General features: G+C 32.6%; 19 protein-coding genes. 8 read left to right on the top strand and 11 right to left on the bottom strand.

Going from position 1 to position 19,381, the window contains the following annotated elements; all coding sequences use genetic code 11:
- Positions 1 to 63: 63 nt before the first annotated feature.
- The 4 genes from AC5YGC_RS02205 to AC5YGC_RS02190 form a co-directional block, all read right to left on the bottom strand.
- The gene (locus tag AC5YGC_RS02205) at positions 64 to 339 is read right to left on the bottom strand and encodes an HU family DNA-binding protein (protein ID WP_006997102.1); all 276 of its coding nucleotides are present in this window, start codon (positions 337 to 339) and stop codon (positions 64 to 66) included.
- 140 nt (positions 340 to 479) lie between these two features.
- The gene (gene rseP / locus AC5YGC_RS02200) at positions 480 to 1,613 is read right to left on the bottom strand and encodes an RIP metalloprotease RseP (protein ID WP_496140026.1); all 1,134 of its coding nucleotides are present in this window, start codon (positions 1,611 to 1,613) and stop codon (positions 480 to 482) included.
- 37 nt (positions 1,614 to 1,650) lie between these two features.
- Positions 1,651 to 2,418, bottom strand: a complete 768-nt coding sequence (locus tag AC5YGC_RS02195) for an ABC transporter permease (protein WP_496140025.1) — start codon at positions 2,416 to 2,418, stop codon at positions 1,651 to 1,653.
- On the bottom strand, positions 2,408 to 3,343 hold the full coding sequence (locus AC5YGC_RS02190) for an ATP-binding cassette domain-containing protein (RefSeq protein ID WP_496140024.1): 936 nt from the start codon (positions 3,341 to 3,343) through the stop codon (positions 2,408 to 2,410). The genes AC5YGC_RS02195 and AC5YGC_RS02190 overlap by 11 nt, the downstream gene beginning before the upstream one ends.
- Positions 3,344 to 3,573: 230 nt before the next feature.
- Here AC5YGC_RS02190 and AC5YGC_RS02185 point away from each other — a divergent pair, with 230 nt between their 5' ends.
- On the top strand, positions 3,574 to 5,067 hold the full coding sequence (locus AC5YGC_RS02185; protein WP_496140023.1) for a sodium:solute symporter family transporter: 1,494 nt from the start codon (positions 3,574 to 3,576) through the stop codon (positions 5,065 to 5,067).
- On the top strand, positions 5,067 to 5,729 hold the full coding sequence (locus tag AC5YGC_RS02180; protein ID WP_496140022.1) for a thiaminase II/PqqC family protein: 663 nt from the start codon (positions 5,067 to 5,069) through the stop codon (positions 5,727 to 5,729). The genes AC5YGC_RS02185 and AC5YGC_RS02180 overlap by 1 nt, the downstream gene beginning before the upstream one ends.
- A 4-nt stretch (positions 5,730 to 5,733) precedes the next feature.
- Here the strand turns inward: AC5YGC_RS02180 and AC5YGC_RS02175 are convergent, their stop codons facing one another.
- The 6 genes from AC5YGC_RS02175 to AC5YGC_RS02150 all read right to left on the bottom strand — a co-directional run bounded on the left by AC5YGC_RS02175 (position 5,734) and on the right by AC5YGC_RS02150 (position 11,799).
- Complete coding sequence (locus AC5YGC_RS02175) at positions 5,734 to 6,243, bottom strand: hypothetical protein (RefSeq protein WP_496140021.1); 510 nt, start codon at positions 6,241 to 6,243, stop codon at positions 5,734 to 5,736.
- A 13-nt stretch (positions 6,244 to 6,256) separates the two neighbouring features.
- Positions 6,257 to 7,369 (bottom strand): alanine dehydrogenase, encoded by a 1,113-nt coding sequence (gene ald / locus AC5YGC_RS02170; protein WP_496140019.1) that lies wholly within the window; start codon positions 7,367 to 7,369, stop codon positions 6,257 to 6,259.
- Between the two features lie 43 nt (positions 7,370 to 7,412).
- A complete protein-coding gene (aptA, locus tag AC5YGC_RS02165) occupies positions 7,413 to 8,759 on the bottom strand; it encodes an omega-aminotransferase AptA (RefSeq protein ID WP_496140018.1) in 1,347 nt (448 codons plus the stop codon).
- Between the two features lie 108 nt (positions 8,760 to 8,867).
- Positions 8,868 to 9,323, bottom strand: a complete 456-nt coding sequence (locus AC5YGC_RS02160) for a TRAP transporter small permease (protein WP_229704552.1) — start codon at positions 9,321 to 9,323, stop codon at positions 8,868 to 8,870.
- A 58-nt stretch (positions 9,324 to 9,381) separates the two neighbouring features.
- Positions 9,382 to 10,665, bottom strand: a complete 1,284-nt coding sequence (locus tag AC5YGC_RS02155) for a TRAP transporter large permease subunit (RefSeq protein WP_496140017.1) — start codon at positions 10,663 to 10,665, stop codon at positions 9,382 to 9,384.
- A 93-nt stretch (positions 10,666 to 10,758) separates the two neighbouring features.
- Entirely contained in the window at positions 10,759 to 11,799 is a 1,041-nt protein-coding gene (locus AC5YGC_RS02150; RefSeq protein ID WP_496140016.1) for a TRAP transporter substrate-binding protein DctP, read from the bottom strand.
- 408 nt (positions 11,800 to 12,207) lie between these two features.
- Here AC5YGC_RS02150 and AC5YGC_RS02145 point away from each other — a divergent pair, with 408 nt between their 5' ends.
- The 5 genes from AC5YGC_RS02145 to AC5YGC_RS02125 all read left to right on the top strand — a co-directional run bounded on the left by AC5YGC_RS02145 (position 12,208) and on the right by AC5YGC_RS02125 (position 17,248).
- Positions 12,208 to 13,152: an ABC transporter substrate-binding protein gene (locus tag AC5YGC_RS02145; protein WP_415286849.1), complete on the top strand. Its 945-nt coding sequence runs from the start codon at positions 12,208 to 12,210 to the stop codon at positions 13,150 to 13,152.
- Positions 13,153 to 13,240: 88 nt separating this feature from the next.
- Entirely contained in the window at positions 13,241 to 14,038 is a 798-nt protein-coding gene (locus AC5YGC_RS02140; RefSeq protein WP_496140015.1) for an ATP-binding cassette domain-containing protein, read from the top strand.
- A 1-nt stretch (position 14,039) separates the two neighbouring features.
- Positions 14,040 to 15,953, top strand: coding sequence for an ABC transporter permease subunit (locus AC5YGC_RS02135; protein WP_496140014.1), 1,914 nt, complete (start codon positions 14,040 to 14,042; stop codon positions 15,951 to 15,953).
- Positions 15,954 to 15,971: 18 nt separating this feature from the next.
- A complete protein-coding gene (locus tag AC5YGC_RS02130; protein WP_496140013.1) occupies positions 15,972 to 16,979 on the top strand; it encodes an Ldh family oxidoreductase in 1,008 nt (335 codons plus the stop codon).
- 23 nt (positions 16,980 to 17,002) lie between these two features.
- Complete coding sequence (locus tag AC5YGC_RS02125) at positions 17,003 to 17,248, top strand: hypothetical protein (RefSeq protein WP_496140011.1); 246 nt, start codon at positions 17,003 to 17,005, stop codon at positions 17,246 to 17,248.
- Here the strand turns inward: AC5YGC_RS02125 and AC5YGC_RS02120 are convergent, their stop codons facing one another.
- Entirely contained in the window at positions 17,249 to 18,391 is a 1,143-nt protein-coding gene (locus AC5YGC_RS02120) for an alpha/beta fold hydrolase (protein WP_496140010.1), read from the bottom strand.
- 49 nt (positions 18,392 to 18,440) lie between these two features.
- On the opposite strand from AC5YGC_RS02120, the gene AC5YGC_RS02115 reads away from it, so the two are divergent.
- Positions 18,441 to 19,352, top strand: coding sequence for a bifunctional enoyl-CoA hydratase/phosphate acetyltransferase (locus AC5YGC_RS02115; protein WP_415314158.1), 912 nt, complete (start codon positions 18,441 to 18,443; stop codon positions 19,350 to 19,352).
- Positions 19,353 to 19,381 lie beyond the last annotated feature (29 nt).

The following is a 19,381-nucleotide window of genomic DNA, read 5'->3' as shown; positions in this document are numbered from 1 at the left end:
ATTGCATATACTAACAGCCTTGTTACATTTCTGTAAAAGGCTGTTAATGAATTTGGTATTTAATTACTTATTAAATATTTCTTTAAGTGCTTTAGCTGGTAAGAACTTAACTTTTTGAGAAGCACCGATTTGGATTTGCTCTCCAGTTCTAGGATTTCTTCCAACTCTAGCTTTTCTTTTTGCTACTTTGTAAGTTCCAAATCCAGCGATTTTCACTGTATCGTCACCTTTTAAAGCATCTAGAATAGTGTTTGTAATAGTATCGAAAGTACGCTCAGCATCAGCTTTACTTAGGTTTAGAGAACCTGAAAGTTGTGCTATTAGTTGTTTTTTGTTCATTTATTTAGCTCCGGTTTTATTGGTTATTTTCACATAATTTACATTAAACCCTATAAATCAAGCTTTTTATTAGTATCCCCTAAAATAAAAACCCCAATATATGGTGATTTGTTAAATAAATGTTGATTTTAAAGGATTATTTAAGAAATATAATTATTAAAAAATTTAAATAAACCGACGTCTTTTAGGTCATTAAATGTTGTAAAAAACATCAATGATAGCAATAAAAACATTCCGATTCGAAAAAAACCTTCTTGAGTTTTTTGTGATAAAGGACGCCCTAATACCTTTTCAATTCCATAAAACATTAAGTGTCCACCATCTAACATTGGAATTGGGAACAAGTTTATTAACCCTAAGCTAATAGAAATGTAAGCCATAAGGCTTATAAAAGGTAAAATTCCAAATTCTGCAACTTGTCCACTGATTTTGGCTATTCGAATTGGGCCACCTAACTGCGAAGTATCACCATTTCCAACAATCATGCTACCAATATACTTAAGACTAGAAGTGCTTACATAATAAACTTCATTAACCGCATAAAACAGTGCTTTAGCTGGACCAAGTTTAACGTGGTTTACTTCATTATTATAAGCTCCAAGTTTAATACCAACCATTCGTTTACTAATTTTATTACCAAGATTATCCTCCCCTTCAACAATGTTAGGTTTTACTCTAAAGGTTAAATCTTGATCATACCTGTTTACTGTAAAATTGATGAATTCATCAGTGGACATCATGATATACTTTGAAACTTCCATAATGCTTTTAACTTCATTGCCATCAATTGAGACCACAATATCATTGTTTTTAAGACCAGCTACCATTGCAGGACTATCTTTTTGAACTTCATTAATTACCGCTGGTGTAAAGTCTTTTCCAGCAAAGGTATAAACTGAGAAAAATATTAGAATTGCTAATAAAAAGTTAGCTAAAGGACCACCAAATACAATTAAAGCTCTTTGATATAAGGGCTTTAGCACAAAAAGTTTATCCTGATCTTCTTTACTGTATTCTTTTATAATTTTATCATTATCAGCTTGACTATAAACGTTTCTATCGCCAAAAAACTTAACATATCCCCCAAGTGGTATGACACAAACCTTCCATCTAGTGCCTGATTTATCATTCCAACCAAACATTTCCTTACCAAATCCTATTGAAAAATCAGTAACACCTACACCAAAACGTTTTGCAAAATAATAATGTCCATATTCATGAATAAACACCACGATAACAATTAAAACTATGAAAGGTAATATATAAGACAACATGATTATAATTTAATAATACTATTTATTATTCTAATTTCTAGCTTTTAATATTGTAGCCTTTTTTAAGTAACATTGTGACCAAGAGCACACAAATCACTAAAAAAAATACCATTGAGCTTATACTTATCCAAATATCAAAATCAGATACACCGTAGAAAGAAAATCTTAAGCCATCAATTAAATAAACTACTGGATTAAAGTAAGAAATTGTTTGCCAAAATGGTGGCAACATATCAAGAGAGTATAAACTTCCACCTAAAAATACCATGGGTGTAATAACTAATGACGGAATGATCGACATCTGCTCAAAGTTTTTACTAACAACTCCAATTAAAAATCCAAATAAAGCAAATGTAAAAGAAACTAAAACTAATAAAAATATCATTAACAATGGATATTTAACTGTCACATCCGCAAAAAAAGAAGCAGTTGCATAAATTACAGCACCAACAATTAATGTTTTAGTAGCTCCTGCCCCAACAAAAGCTAGAACCGTTTCAAGCGTTGATATAGGTGCTGCTAAAATCTCGTTAATAGTTCCATTAAATTTTGGAAAAAATATTCCAAACGAAGTGTTACTTATTGATTGAGTTAACAGAGTTAACATTAATAAACCAGGTACAATGAATGATCCATAACTAACACCATCAATTTTTTCAATATAACCTCCAATAACTGAACCGAACACTACAAAATATAATGAGGTGGATATTACTGGTGAAAGAATAGACTGACCTACAGTTCTTATAAATCTATTCATCTCATGAACATAAATAGCTCTAAACCCGTAATAATTAAATTTCATTATTCTCCTTTACTAAATCAACAAATATCTTCTCCAAAGTACTTTGTTCTGTTTTTAAATCTTTTAACTTTAAGCCAGTATCTTTTAAGTCTTGCAATAAATCTGTAATACCAGTTTTTTCAGCTTGAACATTATAAGTATAAATTAAAGACATGTGCTCATCGCCTATTTCAAGACTATATTTAAGTAAATCATCAGGAATTTCTTTAATTTTTTTTTGTAATTCAATAGTTAGTTTTTTATGACCCATTTTTTTAATTAATTCTTTTTTATCTTCAACAATAATAATTTCTCCTTGATTAATTACAGCTACACGGTCAGCAATAGCTTCTGCCTCTTCAATATAATGGGTAGTTAAGATAATTGTGACCCCTGTTTTTCTTAACTCTTCAACAACCGTCCACATGTCTCTTCTAAGTTCAACATCTACACCAGCTGTTGGTTCATCAAGGAATAATATTTTAGGTTCATGAGACAAAGCTTTTGCAATTAAAACTCTTCTCTTCATTCCACCTGACAGTTGTCTCAGTCTTTGATCTTTTTTATCCCACAAACTTAAATCTTTTAGAATTTTCTCAATGTGTTCTGGTTTAGGTGGCTTTCCATACAATCCTCTGGAATAAGACACGGTATCAAAAACAGTTTCAAAAGACTCTAAGTTTAATTCTTGAGGAACAAGCCCTATTCTTGATCTCGTCTCTCTATAATCTTTTATAATATCAAAATTATCAATTGTAACAGTTCCAGAAGAAGGTTTAACAATTCCACAAATAATACTGATTAAACTTGTTTTTCCAGCACCATTAGGTCCAAGCATTGCAAGGATCTCACCTTGTTTTACTTTAAGACTAACATCGTTAAGGGCTTTAAAACCATTATCATAAACTTTGGATAAGTTATTAATGGATATTTGAATCTCAGACATTTATTAGGGTGTATATAGTTATTAATGAAATTAATTCAATAAACCTACTAATTTAATACATTATTTCATTACCCAGTGTTCATATCTTGGCGTTAAAATTTGACTTAATTTAATTATTTCTTTATTTAACTTTTATATTCTTTTTATTAAGAATATCAGTTTCTGGGGTGCTGTAAAAAGCTGAGAATATACCCAAAGAACCTGTTGTATAATCACAACGAAGGGAAAAAATGAACACAATATACTTAGATCAATCAACTACTATTATTACTCTACTTTTAACTTCATTAGCTTTTGCTGCTATTGGAATAGTTTATTCAAAAGGTAAACTTTCAATTAACTCGTATTTAAATGCAGATAGATCAATTGGTAAAAGATCTTTAACTGCATCTTTAGTTGCATCATGTTTTGGTGTGTGGATTTTAATTGGTCCATCAGAAGCTGCTACTTGGGGTGGTTTGGGTGCAATAATTGGTTATGGCTTAGGTCAAGCTCTACCCTTCTTAGCTTTTATTACAATCGGTCAACGAATGAGAAAAATTATGCCTAATGGTAATACTCTTACTCAATTTGTTCTAATTAGATTTGGTAAAGCTATGTTTCGTTTAGTTTTATTATTAACAATAATGTACATGTTTGTTTATTTTGCAGCTGAAGTTACAGCGATTGCAAAAGTTGTTAACTTAATGTCAGGGTTTCCTCTTTGGCAAACCTCTCTTGTAATAATTGTTGCCACGCTATCTTACACTCTTTACGGGGGGCTTAGAGCTTCAATTTTTACAGATAAAATTCAATTTATTATAATTATGATTTTATTAATATTTGCTATCAACCATATCTTTAATTCTGGAAATAATACTTTTTCTATGGATTTAATTAATGAGAAAGCTGGTACTTTAATGAGTGGTAAATATTTTTATGGATATACTGCTGGCTTAACTTTCTTCATTGCTGTTTTTGCAACCAACTTATTTGATCAAGGTGTTTGGCAGAGAGTATTTGCAGCAAAAAGTTCAGATGATTTAAGAAAAGGATTTATGTCTGCCTTCTTTATTGTAATTCCATTTATGCTTGTTTTAGGTTTCTTTGGAATTCTTGCAGTATCAGTTGATAAAGCAGCCGACCCTAGTACTTTATTCTTTACTCTTTTATTAGAGCCATTTACTGGAATTAATTCTTTGTTAACAATCTCAATATTAATTTTAGTTTTATCCTTAGTGATTAGTAGTATGGATACACTTATTAATGCGCTTTCAAGCACTATTACTATTGAGGGAAATAAGTTTATTAGTTTAAAAAATAAGAATAGTTATCTTACACTTTCTAAATACTTAATATGTGGTTTATCAGTAATTGTTTTTTTGATTGCATCCAAGGGTTACAGCGTCTTATTTATGTTTTTATTTGCTGATTTATTATGTTGTGCAGCAGTATTTCCTATTTTTTATGGGATGTTCAAGGGTGATGTTGATGAAAAACTTTCTTTAATTTCAGTTATAATTGGACTGATAACGGGTTTGCTTTTATTTCCTAACCAAACTTTTGATAAAAGTATTTTAATTGGTGGATTGTTTCCAGCTGAAGCATTTCCTATTTGGATATCTACAGCATTATTGTTTTGGTCATTTATTTTAGCTACATTTGCACCCATGATTACAGTGATGCTCTTTAAAAAAAATAGTAACTTTAACTTTTCTAAGATTAAAACTTCAATTAAGGAATAGTGAATATTTATAATAATAAAAAAACTTTTTTTTATAAATTAAAGAGTAGCTGTAAGAAGGAATGGTCTGAATATACTAATCATAAATTTTTATCTGATTTAGTAAGTAACAAACTGCCTGATAAAAATTTTAAAAATTATTTAATTCAAGATTATGTTTTTTTACAGCAATTTCTTAAAATTTTAGCTCTTAGTGTTTGTAAATCTAAGAGCTTTGAGGAAATTAATAGATCGGTAAATTTTATTAAGGGAATTGATCATGAAATCAAACTCCACATCAATTATTGCAAAAAGTGGAAGATACCCCTTAAATCTCTTAATAACATTGTAGTCAAGAAAGCTAATAGAGCTTATACTGATCATGTACTCAGTGTGGGTAAAAATGGAGATAATCTTGATATTTTCTCATGCCTATCAGTATGTATCATTGGCTATGGTGAGATTGGGTTTAATCTTTCTAAAATTAAAAACTGGAAAAAAAGTAAATATAGTTCTTGGATTAAAATGTATTCATCAAAAGAATACCAACAAGTAGCTAAAGATAATATTGATTATTTGGATATTCTCTTGAAAAATAATAAGGGTAAAAAATTAAATACACTTAAAAGAAACTTTAAAAAATCAACTATCCTTGAAAGAAATTTTTGGGGATGTTTTGTTTAAATTTTTAGTTGCTTAAAATTTCTAAAGGTAATGGAGCTTCTGGGTATTTTTCCATGCAAAGTTTTTCATAATTTTTGCAAAGAGTACTTACTGTATCATGCGCTTCATCTTTGGAAGTTAAAAATTTAATTAAAGTATCTCTCTCCAATTCAATTTCTTTAATATCTGTTCCACTTAAATATTCACCTGTCTCAACTTCCCAGTAAGTATCATTTAATTTTTCAACTTTTAAAGTATTAAGCTTTCTTTGAAGTTCAATAATAATCTCATCCTCTGTTTTACTATCTTTCATTGGAGAATTTGCTAATTTTCCTAAACACTTATCTTTAAGATCATCTAAAAAAGTGTTGTAGGGTTTACCTTCAGTTAAACCTTGAAAGTGATTACTTTCAAAATATTTACTTATTGCTGCGTTTGTTGATATTTTATTTTTACCTTTTGCAACAGCAACTTGAACATAAACTTCCTGACTAATGTATTCGTTTAAATAATCTTTAATTTTATCCGATAACATTAGTTTAAAAATATTACAGTGTGCTTAAAGGATCAACGTAATCATGCCCAAAAACATCAGCAACTGCTTTATAAGTTACTTGACCTTTACAAACATTTAATCCTGCAAGAAGATGTTTATCATCACTTAATGCTTTAGCATAACCATCGTTTGCAATTTTAACTAGATGTGGAAGTGTTGCATTGTTCAATGCTATTGTTGAAGTTCTTGGAACTCCACCTGGCATATTTGCTACACAGTAGTGAATAACATCATCAATAATATAAGTTGGATCACCATGAGTTGTTGGTTTACTGGTCTCAACACAACCTCCTTGGTCGATTGCAACATCAACAATTACAGATCCTCTTTTCATTAATTTTAACATTGGTTTAGTAATTAATTTTGGAGCTTCAGCACCTGGAATTAAAACACCTCCAATTAAAAGATCAGCTTCTGCAACTAATTTATTTAAATCAATTTTATCACTTTGTTCTGGGATAATTTTATCACCAAACATTTCAACTAATTGTTTTAGTCTTGCTTCTGATTTGTCAACGATATGAACTTTGGCTCTCATACCAGTTGCAATCACTGCAGCGTTTTCTCCAACTACACCACCCCCTAAAATAACAACAGTTCCTCCTTCAACTCCAGGAGCACCACCTAATAAAAGACCTCTACCGTTTTGATTTTTTTCTAAACAATGTGCACCAGCTTGAACAGACATTCGTCCAGCAACTGCACTCATCGGTGCAAGTAATGGTAATCTTCCATTATCGTCAGTCACCGTTTCATAAGCTATACAAACGCCTTTAGACTTAATTAGTCCCTCAGTTAATTCTTTAGCTGCTGCTAAGTGTAAATAAGTATAGACAATCTGATTTTCTCTAATCATCTTAACCTCAACTGATTGAGGCTCTTTTACTTTAACGATAATATCTGCATCATTAAAAATATCTTCAGCTTTATCAATGATTTTAGCACCAACACTTGTGTATTGTTCGTTTTCAAAACCAGCTTCAAACCCACCGTTGTTTTCTACTAAAACTTCATGACCCTCTGATATTAAAGTTTTAACACTATCAGGAGTTAATCCAATACGATGTTCTTGTGGTTTGATTTCTTTAGGTACGCCAATCTTCATAACAATATCTCCCTTTTCGATACTTTAATTTTTATTAAAATTTTTAGTTTTTTTGATTTTTTTGATAGTTGGTAATACCAGTTCTTAACTTTTCAATAATTTCATCAATATGTTTTTCTTCGCAGATGAATTGAGGAGCTATAATTAAACAATCTCCTGTGGCTTTAAAGTTAACACCAGCTTCATAACATGATTTAAAACATTCAAATCCAGCTTTGCCTGGTTTAGTGTTTAGCTTCATGTCTATTCCACCCATCATTCCATATCCTCTAATATTGTCTACAGACTCTAGATCTTGAAGAGAGAACAATCCTTTTTGGAAATAAGGAGCTAAATTTTTTGCTCTATTGAAAATATCATCTTTTTCAAAAATTTCTTGCACCGCAAGAGCAGCTGCTACTGCAACTGGAATTCCTGAATAAGTATAACCATGAAATAACTCAACTGCACCAGTTGGTGAAGCATCCATTACAGCATCATAAATATAATCGTTACATGCAACAACACCCATAGGTACAACACCGTTTGTTGTAGCTTTAGCCATTGTCATAATATCTGGAGTTACTCCAAATTCATCTGCACCAAATTTAGAACCTGTTCTGCCCCATCCTGTAATTACTTCATCGAAAATTAAAAGTATTCCATGTTTGTCACAAATCTCTCTTAGTTTTTGTAAATATCCTTTTGGTGGAACCAATGTTCCAGTTGATCCAGCAATGGGTTCAACGATACAAGCAGCAATATTTTCGCCACCAAAATTTTGACAAATAGTTTCTAAGTCATTTGCTAAATAGTCTCCAGTTTCTGGTTGACCACTTACAAATTTATGTTCTGGCAAATGTGTATGTCTAATGTGTTGGACACCTGGCATTAAAACACTTGCAAACGTTTTAATATTATTCACCATTCCACCAACCGAAATACAGCCGATGTTCATTCCATGATAACCACGTTCACGTCCAACAAATCTAAATCTTTCTGCGTGCCCTTTTGCTCTGTGATAAGCAACAGCAATTTTAATCGCAGTCTCTACAGCTGTAGATCCACAAATTGTAAAAAACATTTTATTTAAATCACCTGGTGTATGTTTTGAAATTTTTGTAGCTAGTTCAAACGAACCACCAAAACCTTGTTGAAAAGGCTGAGCATAATCCAATGTTTCTAATTGCTTTGTAACAGCTTCTGTAATTTCTCTTCTTCCATGACCTAGTGGATTACAAAATAAACCTGAGCTCGCATCTATTTGCGTTTTTCCATGGTGAGTTTTTAAGTAAACACCTTTTGCTTCTGTAATTAATCTGGGGTTTGCTTTAAAATCTTTATTAGATGTAAAAGGCATCCAATGTTCGTTTAGTGAATTAGGTACTGCAGTTCTATTTTCTGAGCTCATAAGTTTTACCTTAATTTAGTTATATTTCGATTCATAGACTAAATAGTTCAATATAACAAATTGATTTTACTAGGCAGAGCACATGTCTGGCAGACACATTTTAAAGAACTAGACCTTTTTCACAAAACTAATAGCAGCACCAATGGTCGTCAAAAATCCAGCTAACGGCAAGATTGCAACTGCATATTTCTTTGGCATATAATTCTCTTTGAACTCAATACCTTGGAAACTAATTTCAAAATACCACATTTCCCAATACTTTCCACGCATACCCTCTACAAGTTCAAATCCATAAATTATCAGGACTATACCAATTGCCATAATCATAAGTTTCCAGAACTGGCGTATATATAGCGATAGTCTATTTGGTAATTTTTCATAAATTAAATTTAAAGCTATGTGTTCATTATCTCTGGCTGTCAGAGAAAGTGCTATAAACATCAACCAAATATTACTTAATACTGTTAGCAGATCACCCCAAACAGGAGGGTTGTTAAAAACATATCGCATGATTACGTTATAAAGGGTGAAACCAACCATCGCAGCCAAAAGGAGTGAACACATAGCTTCCAATGTACGATGGATAAAACGGTCAATGTTATTTAAAAATTGTAACATATCGTTAATTACTCAATAGGTTTGGAAGAAACATGGTTAACTCTGGAATAACGAGGATAAAAAATAAAAGTAAAAACAGCCCAACTAGATAAGGAATTAACGCAACAGCAACCTTTTCTAGACGCACTTGAGCTATTGTTGCAGCGGTAAAGAACGCGACGCCAACAGGTGGTGTTACTGATCCTATTAAGAAGCCAACTATTACAACGATAGCCGCTTGTATTTCAGGAAAGCCAGCTTGAGCCATAACATTAACTAGTACTGGTCCAACTATGATAATGTTTACCGCGGAGTCCATTACCGTTCCAAGAAGAAAAATAAATAGAATCACGGCTAAAATAAAAATAATTGGGGATTCCGTAAGGCTTAGAAGCCAATTTTCAAGATCACCGATTGCACCTAGAGAGGTAAGTAACCAACTGAAGGGTCCCGACGCAGCTATGATAATAAAAACCATTGCCGAATTACGGAATGCCCGACGAAAAGCACCGGTGCAATCTTTCCATTTAATAGTTCGATAAACGAATACACCTGTAAATAACGCAACCATTGCTGTGATAGCACCAGCCTCGACAACCGATGCCACACCACCCATTACTGAACCCACTAAAACTACAGGTATCAAAAGGGCGAACGAGGATCGATATAATTCTTTACCAGCTCGACGTATCGAAAATGGTTCATCACTACGCTCGAAGTTATATTTGATTGCGAAGTAATGATTGATTATCATGATCACAACGCCTATCAACACGCCTGGAATAATCCCAGCCGCAAATAGTGATGCAATCGAAAGCTCAGTCGAGTTAGCAAGTACAATCATCATGATACTGGGAGGAATTATGCCTCCTATAGTGGAGCTTACGCCTGTAACCGCAGCCGAAAATGCAGGAGGATATCCAGCTTTTTTCATAGCTGGTAATACTAATGCTCCCACTGTAGCTGTATCTGCTACCACGGAACCATTCATCCCTGCAAAAAACATACTCACAAGAACATTAACTTGGGCCAACCCCCCTCGTACACGTCCAATTAATGATTTGCTCAAGGCTACTAACCTGTCAGTAATCGTGGCACTTGTCATTAACTCACCTGTCAGCATAAAAAACGCAATTGCAGTTAATGGAACTGAATCAATGGCATTAAACATTTGACTAGGGATTAAAATAAGAGGTACAGCGTCAGTAAATAGAATATAAACAAATGGTATCAGTATTAATATGAAGCCAATGGGAGCACCTAATAGGATTAGAAAAAGGAGTATTCCAAGTAGAATGATACTTTCCATAGTTACTTAAATGTTATGATTTGTTTTAAGTAAAGATCATCTAGTTCTAAAAATTGAGCTAAATGATCTTTACACAGTTTTTCGTTGAACGATTTAAAGAGCCCCAGCTTTCTCTAACTGAGCTACAAATCCATCCATTCCTTGTTCTAGAAGTACTCTTTTAGCTATCTCTGGTTCAAAAGTACCTTTGGCATCTAACCAAGCACCGATTGCACCTGATCTCCATTTAGTCATTTCCGCTTCAGATGGAACATACCATTCTTTCACAGATGCTTTAATTGCATCTTCTCCATTCTTAATCCAAGCGTTATCTAACTGGTTTACTTTTTCTCCATACGCATCAGCAGCTTTGTGTAACCATTTCTTCTCTTGAGAAGATAGAGCATTATACTGCTTTGCATCCATTGCTAAAATATTTCCAGACCACATGCCACCAATCTCAGTAAAGTATTTTGCAACTTCATGAAGTTTTGCTACATGTTGCCAAGGACTAGCAACATACTGACCTTCAACTACACCTGACTGTAGGCCTGAGTATAACTGGCTCCAATCATAAGGTGTTGGAGTTGCACCCCAATTTTTAACTAGCATGAACTCAATTGGACTCTTAGTAGTACGCCATTTCAGTCCCTTCATGTCACCAGGAACGTGAACTGGTTTAGTTGCATTTCCAAGCTGCCTGAATCCACCACTTGAATATACCGAAAGACAAATGTGGCCTGAATTCTCAAGCGCTAGTTTGCACTGTCTTTCTGCAAGCCATTCATTTGATATTCTTTTCGCATCTTCTAGTGACTTGAAAATGAAAGGCAAATCAAAAATTGCTAACTCTGATCCGAAATTACCATAGTTTGCCGTAGAACTAGTCCAAAGGGATATGAGTCCTTGATTGGCTTGTTCACCACATTTCTGTTCAGCACATAAACTTTTTTGATAAAATGGTTCGATTTTCATCTTGCCACCAGAGGCTTTTGCCAAGGCTGGCATCAATGCTTGATCTATGGCGTCACCGATTGGCATACCCAATCTACCAGTAGTTCCGAGCTTAAGAGTTACCTCCGCAAAAGAGGCTTGGGCAAAGAAAGCAATTGCAAACCCTGTGAGAAGTTTCCTACAAATTTTTTTATTAAACATTAATAAATCTCCTGTCAGTTAAATTAAACTTAGAGTTAATATCCTAAGTTAAAGTAATCTATATTACTAGAATTTTTTGTAAGACCATTTAATGTCACGGAAATTATGCCTGTAAAAATTTTCCATAATTTTTATTAATTTTTTGATTAGAAAATCTTTGCATTAATAAAATTGAAAAAGATATTATTAACAAACAAATAGATAAATGATTTGTTTGTGGGTTTAAATACTTCAGTAAATAAAGGCCAATTGGAGAACCAATTGTTATTCCTGATAATATTTTACAACTTATAATTGAAACTTTTAATTGTTAGAAATGCAGATATGCAATATATTTTGTTTTACATCACGCCTAAATTGAATTTAAATATCGATAATTTAATTAAATTAATAACAGAGGGAATAATAATGAAAAAAATAATTAGTTTTATTCTTGGTACGGTAGTTGCTCTTAACCTATCTATGTCAGTTGCAAATGCAGCTGCTAAAGAAGTTAGAGTTGCATTCTTTTTAGAGTGGCCTACTCCAAATCAAGAAGACAAAGTTAAAATGATGTTTGATAAAGCACTAGGTGTTCCAGTTAAATGGACTAACTTTTCAAATGGTGGTGCAATGACTGACGCTATGTTAGCAGGAGATATAGATATCTCTTACTCACAAGGTTTAGTGCCATTTATTAATGCTGTTAAATCTAAAGCACCTTTAAAACTTGTAGACGTTGCTATGGAATACGGAATGGGTGGTACAACTTGTGTTACATCTAAAGCTTCTGGTATTACATCAGCGAACGGTTCTGAGTTAGAAGGCAAAAAAGTTGCAGTTCCTCTAGGAACTATGGCTGAGTATGTTTTTGATGAAAGTATGAAAGTTGTTGGTGCTGATAAAAGCAAAATGACTGTTATTCAAATGGACCCTGAAGAAGGTGCTGCTGCACTAGTTTCTGGTGACGTTTCAATGGCTTGTTTATTTGGTGGTAACTCTATTAAAGCAGCTTTAACTGTTGGTACAAGATTGTTAACAGTTCAAGCAGCTCGTGATGCAGGTATTAAAGGTATCGATATTACATCTGTTACTGATAAATTTATGAAAGAAAACCCAGGAATGTTGAGAACTTTCATAGAAGTAACTCATGAAGCTAATGCTAGATACGCAGCTGGCAAAAGTGATATGAATGTAATTGCAAAAGATGCTGAGATGAAACTTGGAGATATGAAAGAAACTTTAGGTGGATTTGTATTCTTAAATGCTGCAGATACTAAAAAATCTATGGAATCAGGTGGAACTCTTGATGGTTTCTTAAAAGGAATGGGTACTCCTAACGGAGCAGTAGATACAAGCTTTTTACCTCTATAATTTAGAGAGTAGGATAAAATTAGATAGGCGCCAATTTATTAAATTGGTGCCTATTTTTTTAAATAAAATTTAATATAAGCTTATTTTTATGAGTGATTTAATTTCTCAAAATCTAAACATGATCTTTAAAACTCCGAAGGGAGAAACTGTTCATGCACTAAAAGATGTAAATTTCACACTTAAAGAAGGAGAACTTTTAACTGTTCTTGGACCTTCTGGATGTGGAAAAACAACTTTATTGAATATCACTGCAGGGTTTCTTAGGCCAACCTCAGGAGTAATTACTCTTAATGGAAATGAAATTAATGGTCCAGGGGTTGAAAGAGGAATGGTTTTTCAACAAGGTGCTTTATTTGAATGGTTAACAGTTGCTGAAAATGTGGACTTTGGTTTGAGAATGAAAAAAGAAGATCCAATTAAAACAGCAAAAAAAGTTGATGAATGGTTAAATATAGTTGGTTTACAAGGCTTTGGAGATACACCAACTTATCAATTATCTGGGGGTATGCAGCAAAGAGTTGCTCTTGCACGATGTTTAATTAATGATCCAGATTTAATTTTAATGGATGAACCTTTAGGAGCACTAGATGCCCTAACAAGAGAAAAGATGCAGTCATTAGTTTTAAAAATTTGGAAAGAAACAGGAAAAACAATTATTTTAATTACCCACTCGGTTGAAGAAGCATTGTTACTTGGTGAAAGGTTATATGTAATGGCACCAAGACCGGGTCGTATACATAAAGAATATAATCTGCCCTTTGCTACAATGGGGATTGATGGTGATTTAAGAGAAATAAAAAAGACAAAGGACTTTGGAAGTAAAAGAGAAGAGATTCTAACCATGATTTGGAACATGGAAGAAGAGATAATGGGCAAAGATATTTAATATGCTAACAGGGATTATAACATTTTTAATTATCTTCGCCGTTATAAGTTCTATTCTTTATGGATTAAAATTAGCCAAGACCGAAAAAATAGATGCTGTTTTTGGGAACCCTGAAAGAGCCAAAGGTGGAGCTCATTGGATTATTGTTGGAACTAGTTTTTTATTAATAGCATGGCTTTATTATTCATGGGATTTAGCAAAGTCTTTTTATCCCCAGTCTGCTAATGAACTTTGTCAAGTCGCAAAAGTAAATGACTCAATGCTTTCATTAAAATATTTATTTCCAATTGAAGAAAGAGAATTTAAAAGTACTTCAATTATTAGAAGTGAAAACAAAAACATAGAAAAATTAGCTAATGAAATTAGAAATTCATCATTAATTCGAAATCAAGATAAAGATAAGCTTTTAGGTTTTATTAAAAAAACTAAAAGAACGATTCCATTGTTAACTAATGAGGACCTTCTTGAAAATGAAACAAAAATTAAAATTAGTGAACTAACTAATAGAATAGCTTGGTTAACAGAAGATTTTCAAAAGATAAGTTATCCACCAATAAAAAGTATTGAAGAAGAAAATGCGAGAATTGAAGCTTTAAAAATACAAGGTGGATGGGGATCTTCTGGAACCGCTGTAGAAAATACAATAGAAATTCCAACTATTCCTGAAACTAAAAAAGGATTAAAGTTTGATGCTGCAGCAAAAGAATTAACTTTAATTAGTGATGATTTTTTCAAATTAAGAAATCATAATTCACAATACAAAACTTTGATGAAAGAAATCAAAGATGGAATAAAAAAATATAGATCAGAGCTAGATGACACACAGGAGGTGGCATCAATATTAGCAAAAGATGTACTTAAAATTGCAAGAAGAATTGAGTATGCGAGCATATTTCCTCCAAAAACTCTTGATGCTATGCAACAAGCAATTTTAGAATTTGATGTTATTCAAAAAAAAGAACAAGGAAGTCTAAGATTAATTGATATATTTTTATTTCCTACTGGAACAATAATTTCAAGTGGTCCTAATTGTTCAGAGCAAGGTTCTGGTAGATGGCTACCCAAACCATCAGATACTTTGAAAAAATTTACACTTTTATTAAAACCAAGTATTGGATTTAAAAATATTCCACTGATTTGGTATGAAATGATGGATGTTAGTAAAGTTGTTGGCTTTATTTTACCAGATTGGATTGCAGATATTATCCCTGGTAAATACCCAGTTCATAGCAATGACGGGACTGTAAAACCAAATTTTAAAAGTAAAGTTTTTAATGTTGTTACTGGTGAATTCAAGTTATTCAAAATACCAGTACCTATGGGTCACATATGGGATTCTTTCCTAAGAGTATTCTTAGGCCTAGTGCTTGGAATAATATTTGGTGTACCACTTGGTTTGTTGATGGGTTTAAATAGGTTTGCTAAAGGGTTCTTTGATCCATTAATTGAATTGTATAGACCTGTGCCACCGCTAGCTTGGGCTCCATTAGTTATTACTGTGTTTGGAATTGATAATGTGGGAAAAATTTTCTTATTATTTATGGTTTCTTTTTCGATTATGATTATCTCAGCTAGAGCTGGGGCTTCTGGAACTCAACTATCTAAAATTCATGCCTCTCACTCACTTGGCGCATCAAAATGGCAAATATTAAGATACGTAATTTTTCCAAACTCCCTACCTGAAATCTTAACAGGCGTTAGAGTTGCTGTTGGTATGTGCTGGGGAACTTTAGTTGCAGCAGAATTTTTAGCAGGTACGACAGGTATCGGATTTGTTGAAAACGTTGCTAAAAAATATTTTCAATATGAGGTTATTTGGATAACTATTTTTGTAATGGGAATGCTTGGTCTTTTATTTGATATTGCTTTAAGAAAAATAATTACCAAAACTATTCCATGGCATGGTAAAGGTTAACCCATCATTTAATAAATTATGAATTCTTCAAAATTAAAGAGTATCATTAAAGATATTTTTATCCGTCACAAACTAAGTAAAAATCATGCAACCATATGTGCAGAAGCTATAATTAACGCTGAATTGGTTGGTGCTCCATCACATGGTTTATCTAGGCTTAAAATGTATTGTGATCGTATTTCTAAAAAAGTAATTAATCCAAAAGCCAAAATAAAAATTAAAAAAATTTCACAATCGATTGCTCACGTTGATGGCAACAACAGTATTGGTTTTGTTGCAGCAGATATTGCCATTAAAACAGCAATAAGCAATGCTAAAAAGACTGGAATTGGTTTAGTTGCGGTTAAAAATAGCGGTCACTATGGTTTGTCTGGCTATTACGCAGAGCAAGCAGTTAAAAAAGGCTTGATGGTCATGGTGTTTACAAACGCCCCTCCTGCTGTTGCACCTCATGGAGCATTAAAAAGTTTATTTGGAACAAATCCTATTTGCTTTGGAACACCTACGGGATCAAAAGTTCCTTTTATTCTAGATACATCAATATCAATGATTAATAGAGGAAAAATTAGGGTTGCTGCAAGAGAAGGAACAAAAATTCCTGAAGGTGTTGCTTTAGATAAATATGGTAAACCCACAACAGATCCTAAAAAAGCATTAGAAGGTGTTCAATTACCTGTAGCTGGTTTTAGAGGGTCAGGATTAGCTTGGATGGTTGATATTTTAAGTGGTGTATTAACGGGTGGTAATCATGCGGGTAGAGTTAAGGATCCATTTACTGATTTTAGTGGTCCACAAAATATTGGGCATTTATTTTTTGTTTTAAAACCTAATTTATTTGTAGGTAATTCTTTTAATAAGAGAATAAAAGATAATATTAAAACTATAAAAAGACTTCCTAAGATAAAGGGTGTTAAAGAAATTCTTTATCCAGGACAAAATAAGTTCAATAGATACAAGAATAACCTTAAAAAAGAGATTAAAATTACCAAGAATATACTAGAAGATTTAAATAGTTTAATGAAATAAAGCTACTATAGTAAGCTTCTAATATGCGTCCTGTATTTAAAATTATTATAATTTATGAAATAGTTTTTTTTATTTTTTGGAATTTTCTATATTATTCTAACCCTAGTGTTGAAAGTTGGTTTAAATTAGAAAATCTAACAGCTGTGTATACTGTTCTATCCACTATGGCTTTAGGATTTAGTTTTGTATACGTGGTTTTTATTACTGCAAAATTAACAGGTATGGTTAAAAAAATTAAATCCCTAAAAGATCCAAGATCAAATTTTTAATTAACGAATAGTTTTAGCAAATTTTATAATATCTTTAACTAGCAACTCTGGTTCTTCCATTGCTGCGAAATGTCCACCACTTGGCATCTCAGTCCATTGTGTAATATTAAACATTCTATCAACATAAGATTTTGGAGGCCATTCAGACATCTCGGCTGGAAAAATTGCGGCAGCAGTTGGTATTTCTATTCTTTTAAAGTCTTTAGGAAAAAAACGTCCACCCTCTTCTCTTCTTCCATAATAAATCCAAGAGGCTGTATTAAAAGTTTTTGTAACTACATAAACCATAATATTTGCTAATAAAGTATCCTTTGAGTAAGCACTTTCAATATCGCCATCTTTTAAATCAGACCAAGAATACATCTTTTCAATAATCCATGCCGCAATACCAACGGGGCTATCCATCATACCGTAACTCAACGTTTGTGGCTTTGTTGCTTGTTGGGTTCTATAGCCATCCTGCATTATTTGATCTTTATCAAACCTTTTTTGCCATTCTTCTTCTTGCTTTGATTGTGGGCCATCAGCATGACGCATAGTTAAACAATTAATATGAATTGCCTTACATGATTTTGAATGATCATAACCAATCCAATTAGCAATAGTTGCTCCCCAATCTCCACCTTGTGCCATATAATTTTTATACTCAAGGTTTTTTGTCATTAGTTTATTTAATATCTCAGCTATTTTTCTTGGACCAATTGGCTTAGATGGTCTACCTGAAAATCCAAAGCCAGGTAAAGAAGGCACAATAACATCAAATGCATCTTCAATGTTTCCACCAAATTTTTCTGGGTGTGCAAGTTTTTCAATTATATGTAAAAACTCTACAACTGATCCAGGCCATCCATGCATAAGAAGTAATGGAGTTGGGTTAGAGCCACTACCCTTTTCATGAATAAAATGCGTTTCAATATCATCTACAACAGTTGTAAAATTTGAAAATTTGTTTATTTCTAATTCATGTTTTCTCCAGTCAAAATCTTTAACCCAATAACTTGAGATCTCCTTCATATAATCAAGGTTACTTCCATATTTCCAGCCACCATCATCTGGCATTTCATGCCATGGGTAATCTTTTACCTTAGTGTAAATCTCTTGAAGTGTTTTATCGGGAATATTTAGTTTAAAGGGCTTAATCATTATCAATTTACAGTATATACTTTTTAAAAATTCAGACTAAATATACCTCATGCTTTCAAATAAAGAAATTGTTTGTCCTAACAACCTTCTAGACCATGCACATAAGAAAAAAGGTGTTAATGCTGCTATCGTTAATGCTGGTTTACCTCTTCCTATGTTGTCAGTTCAGGATGCTGTTAATGAAAATTTAATTACACCTATTTTTATAGGAGATAAAAAAGAAATTCTTAAGTGTGCTGAAGATTTAAAATGGGATATCTCATCGTATGAAATAATTCATGAACCTGTAGAAAATAACACGGCAGCAATAGCTGCAAAACTAGCAAGTCAAGATAAGGTAAAAATTATTGTTAAGGGTCATATTCATACAGATATTTTAATGAAAGAAGTTTTAAAAAGAGATTACAATTTACTTGGAAAAACAAGACTAAGCCACATATGGCATATGACAAATACTAAAGACGACAAGCCACTTATAATTACTGATGGTGCTTTAAACGTTTTACCTAATGTAAAAACAAAAATGCATATCTTAAGAAATGTAATTGATTTTTCAAATCGTATAGGGATTGAAAGACCAAAAGTTGCAGTTCTATCAGCGACAGAAGAAATTTTGGATAGTGTGCCAAGTTCTATTGAAGCAAATGAAATTACAAAACTTGCAAAAGAAGATAATTTAAATGCTGATGTTTTTGGTCCCTTAGCATTTGATAATAGTATTTCAAAAAAATCTGCTGCTATAAAAGGTGTTAAGAATATAGTAGCTGGTGATGCAGATGTATTGTTAGTTCCAAGTGTTGAAACTGGAAATAGTTTAGTTAAAATGATGATTTACTTTATGGGTGCTTGTGCAGCTGGTGTTGTTGTAGGTGGTAAGGTTCCAATAGTAATTACTAGTAGATCTGATGAAGCACAAGCTAGATTGGCCTCTATTGCTGCTGCTGTTGTTGCTTTAGACTAATTCTTCATTGAAATAATCATATTAATGTT

It is taken from the genome of Candidatus Pelagibacter sp. uisw_138 (assembly GCF_059512485.2).
Note: the sequence above shows the minus strand (reverse complement) of the source record. Positions and strands in the feature narration are given on the sequence as shown.

Bases quoted from the DNA above. Each gene is read 5' to 3' on its own strand.
- AC5YGC_RS02130 (WP_496140013.1), top strand. From the start codon at position 15,972: ATGAATTCTTCAAAATTAAAGAGTATCATTAAAGATATTTTTATCCGT.
- rseP (WP_496140026.1), bottom strand. From the start codon at position 1,613: ATGTTGTCTTATATATTACCTTTCATAGTTTTAATTGTTATCGTGGTG.
- ald (WP_496140019.1), bottom strand. From the start codon at position 7,369: ATGAAGATTGGCGTACCTAAAGAAATCAAACCACAAGAACATCGTATT.
- AC5YGC_RS02120 (WP_496140010.1), bottom strand. From the start codon at position 18,391: ATGATTAAGCCCTTTAAACTAAATATTCCCGATAAAACACTTCAAGAG.
- AC5YGC_RS02125 (WP_496140011.1), top strand. From the start codon at position 17,003: ATGCGTCCTGTATTTAAAATTATTATAATTTATGAAATAGTTTTTTTT.
- AC5YGC_RS02185 (WP_496140023.1), top strand. From the start codon at position 3,574: ATGAACACAATATACTTAGATCAATCAACTACTATTATTACTCTACTT.
- AC5YGC_RS02140 (WP_496140015.1), top strand. From the start codon at position 13,241: ATGAGTGATTTAATTTCTCAAAATCTAAACATGATCTTTAAAACTCCG.
- AC5YGC_RS02135 (WP_496140014.1), top strand. From the start codon at position 14,040: ATGCTAACAGGGATTATAACATTTTTAATTATCTTCGCCGTTATAAGT.
- AC5YGC_RS02175 (WP_496140021.1), bottom strand. From the start codon at position 6,243: ATGTTATCGGATAAAATTAAAGATTATTTAAACGAATACATTAGTCAG.
- AC5YGC_RS02155 (WP_496140017.1), bottom strand. From the start codon at position 10,665: ATGGAAAGTATCATTCTACTTGGAATACTCCTTTTTCTAATCCTATTA.
- AC5YGC_RS02150 (WP_496140016.1), bottom strand. From the start codon at position 11,799: ATGTTTAATAAAAAAATTTGTAGGAAACTTCTCACAGGGTTTGCAATT.
- AC5YGC_RS02190 (WP_496140024.1), bottom strand. From the start codon at position 3,343: ATGTCTGAGATTCAAATATCCATTAATAACTTATCCAAAGTTTATGAT.
- AC5YGC_RS02195 (WP_496140025.1), bottom strand. From the start codon at position 2,418: ATGAAATTTAATTATTACGGGTTTAGAGCTATTTATGTTCATGAGATG.
- AC5YGC_RS02205 (WP_006997102.1), bottom strand. From the start codon at position 339: ATGAACAAAAAACAACTAATAGCACAACTTTCAGGTTCTCTAAACCTA.
- AC5YGC_RS02145 (WP_415286849.1), top strand. From the start codon at position 12,208: ATGAAAAAAATAATTAGTTTTATTCTTGGTACGGTAGTTGCTCTTAAC.
- aptA (WP_496140018.1), bottom strand. From the start codon at position 8,759: ATGAGCTCAGAAAATAGAACTGCAGTACCTAATTCACTAAACGAACAT.
- AC5YGC_RS02160 (WP_229704552.1), bottom strand. From the start codon at position 9,323: ATGTGTTCACTCCTTTTGGCTGCGATGGTTGGTTTCACCCTTTATAAC.
- AC5YGC_RS02115 (WP_415314158.1), top strand. From the start codon at position 18,441: ATGCTTTCAAATAAAGAAATTGTTTGTCCTAACAACCTTCTAGACCAT.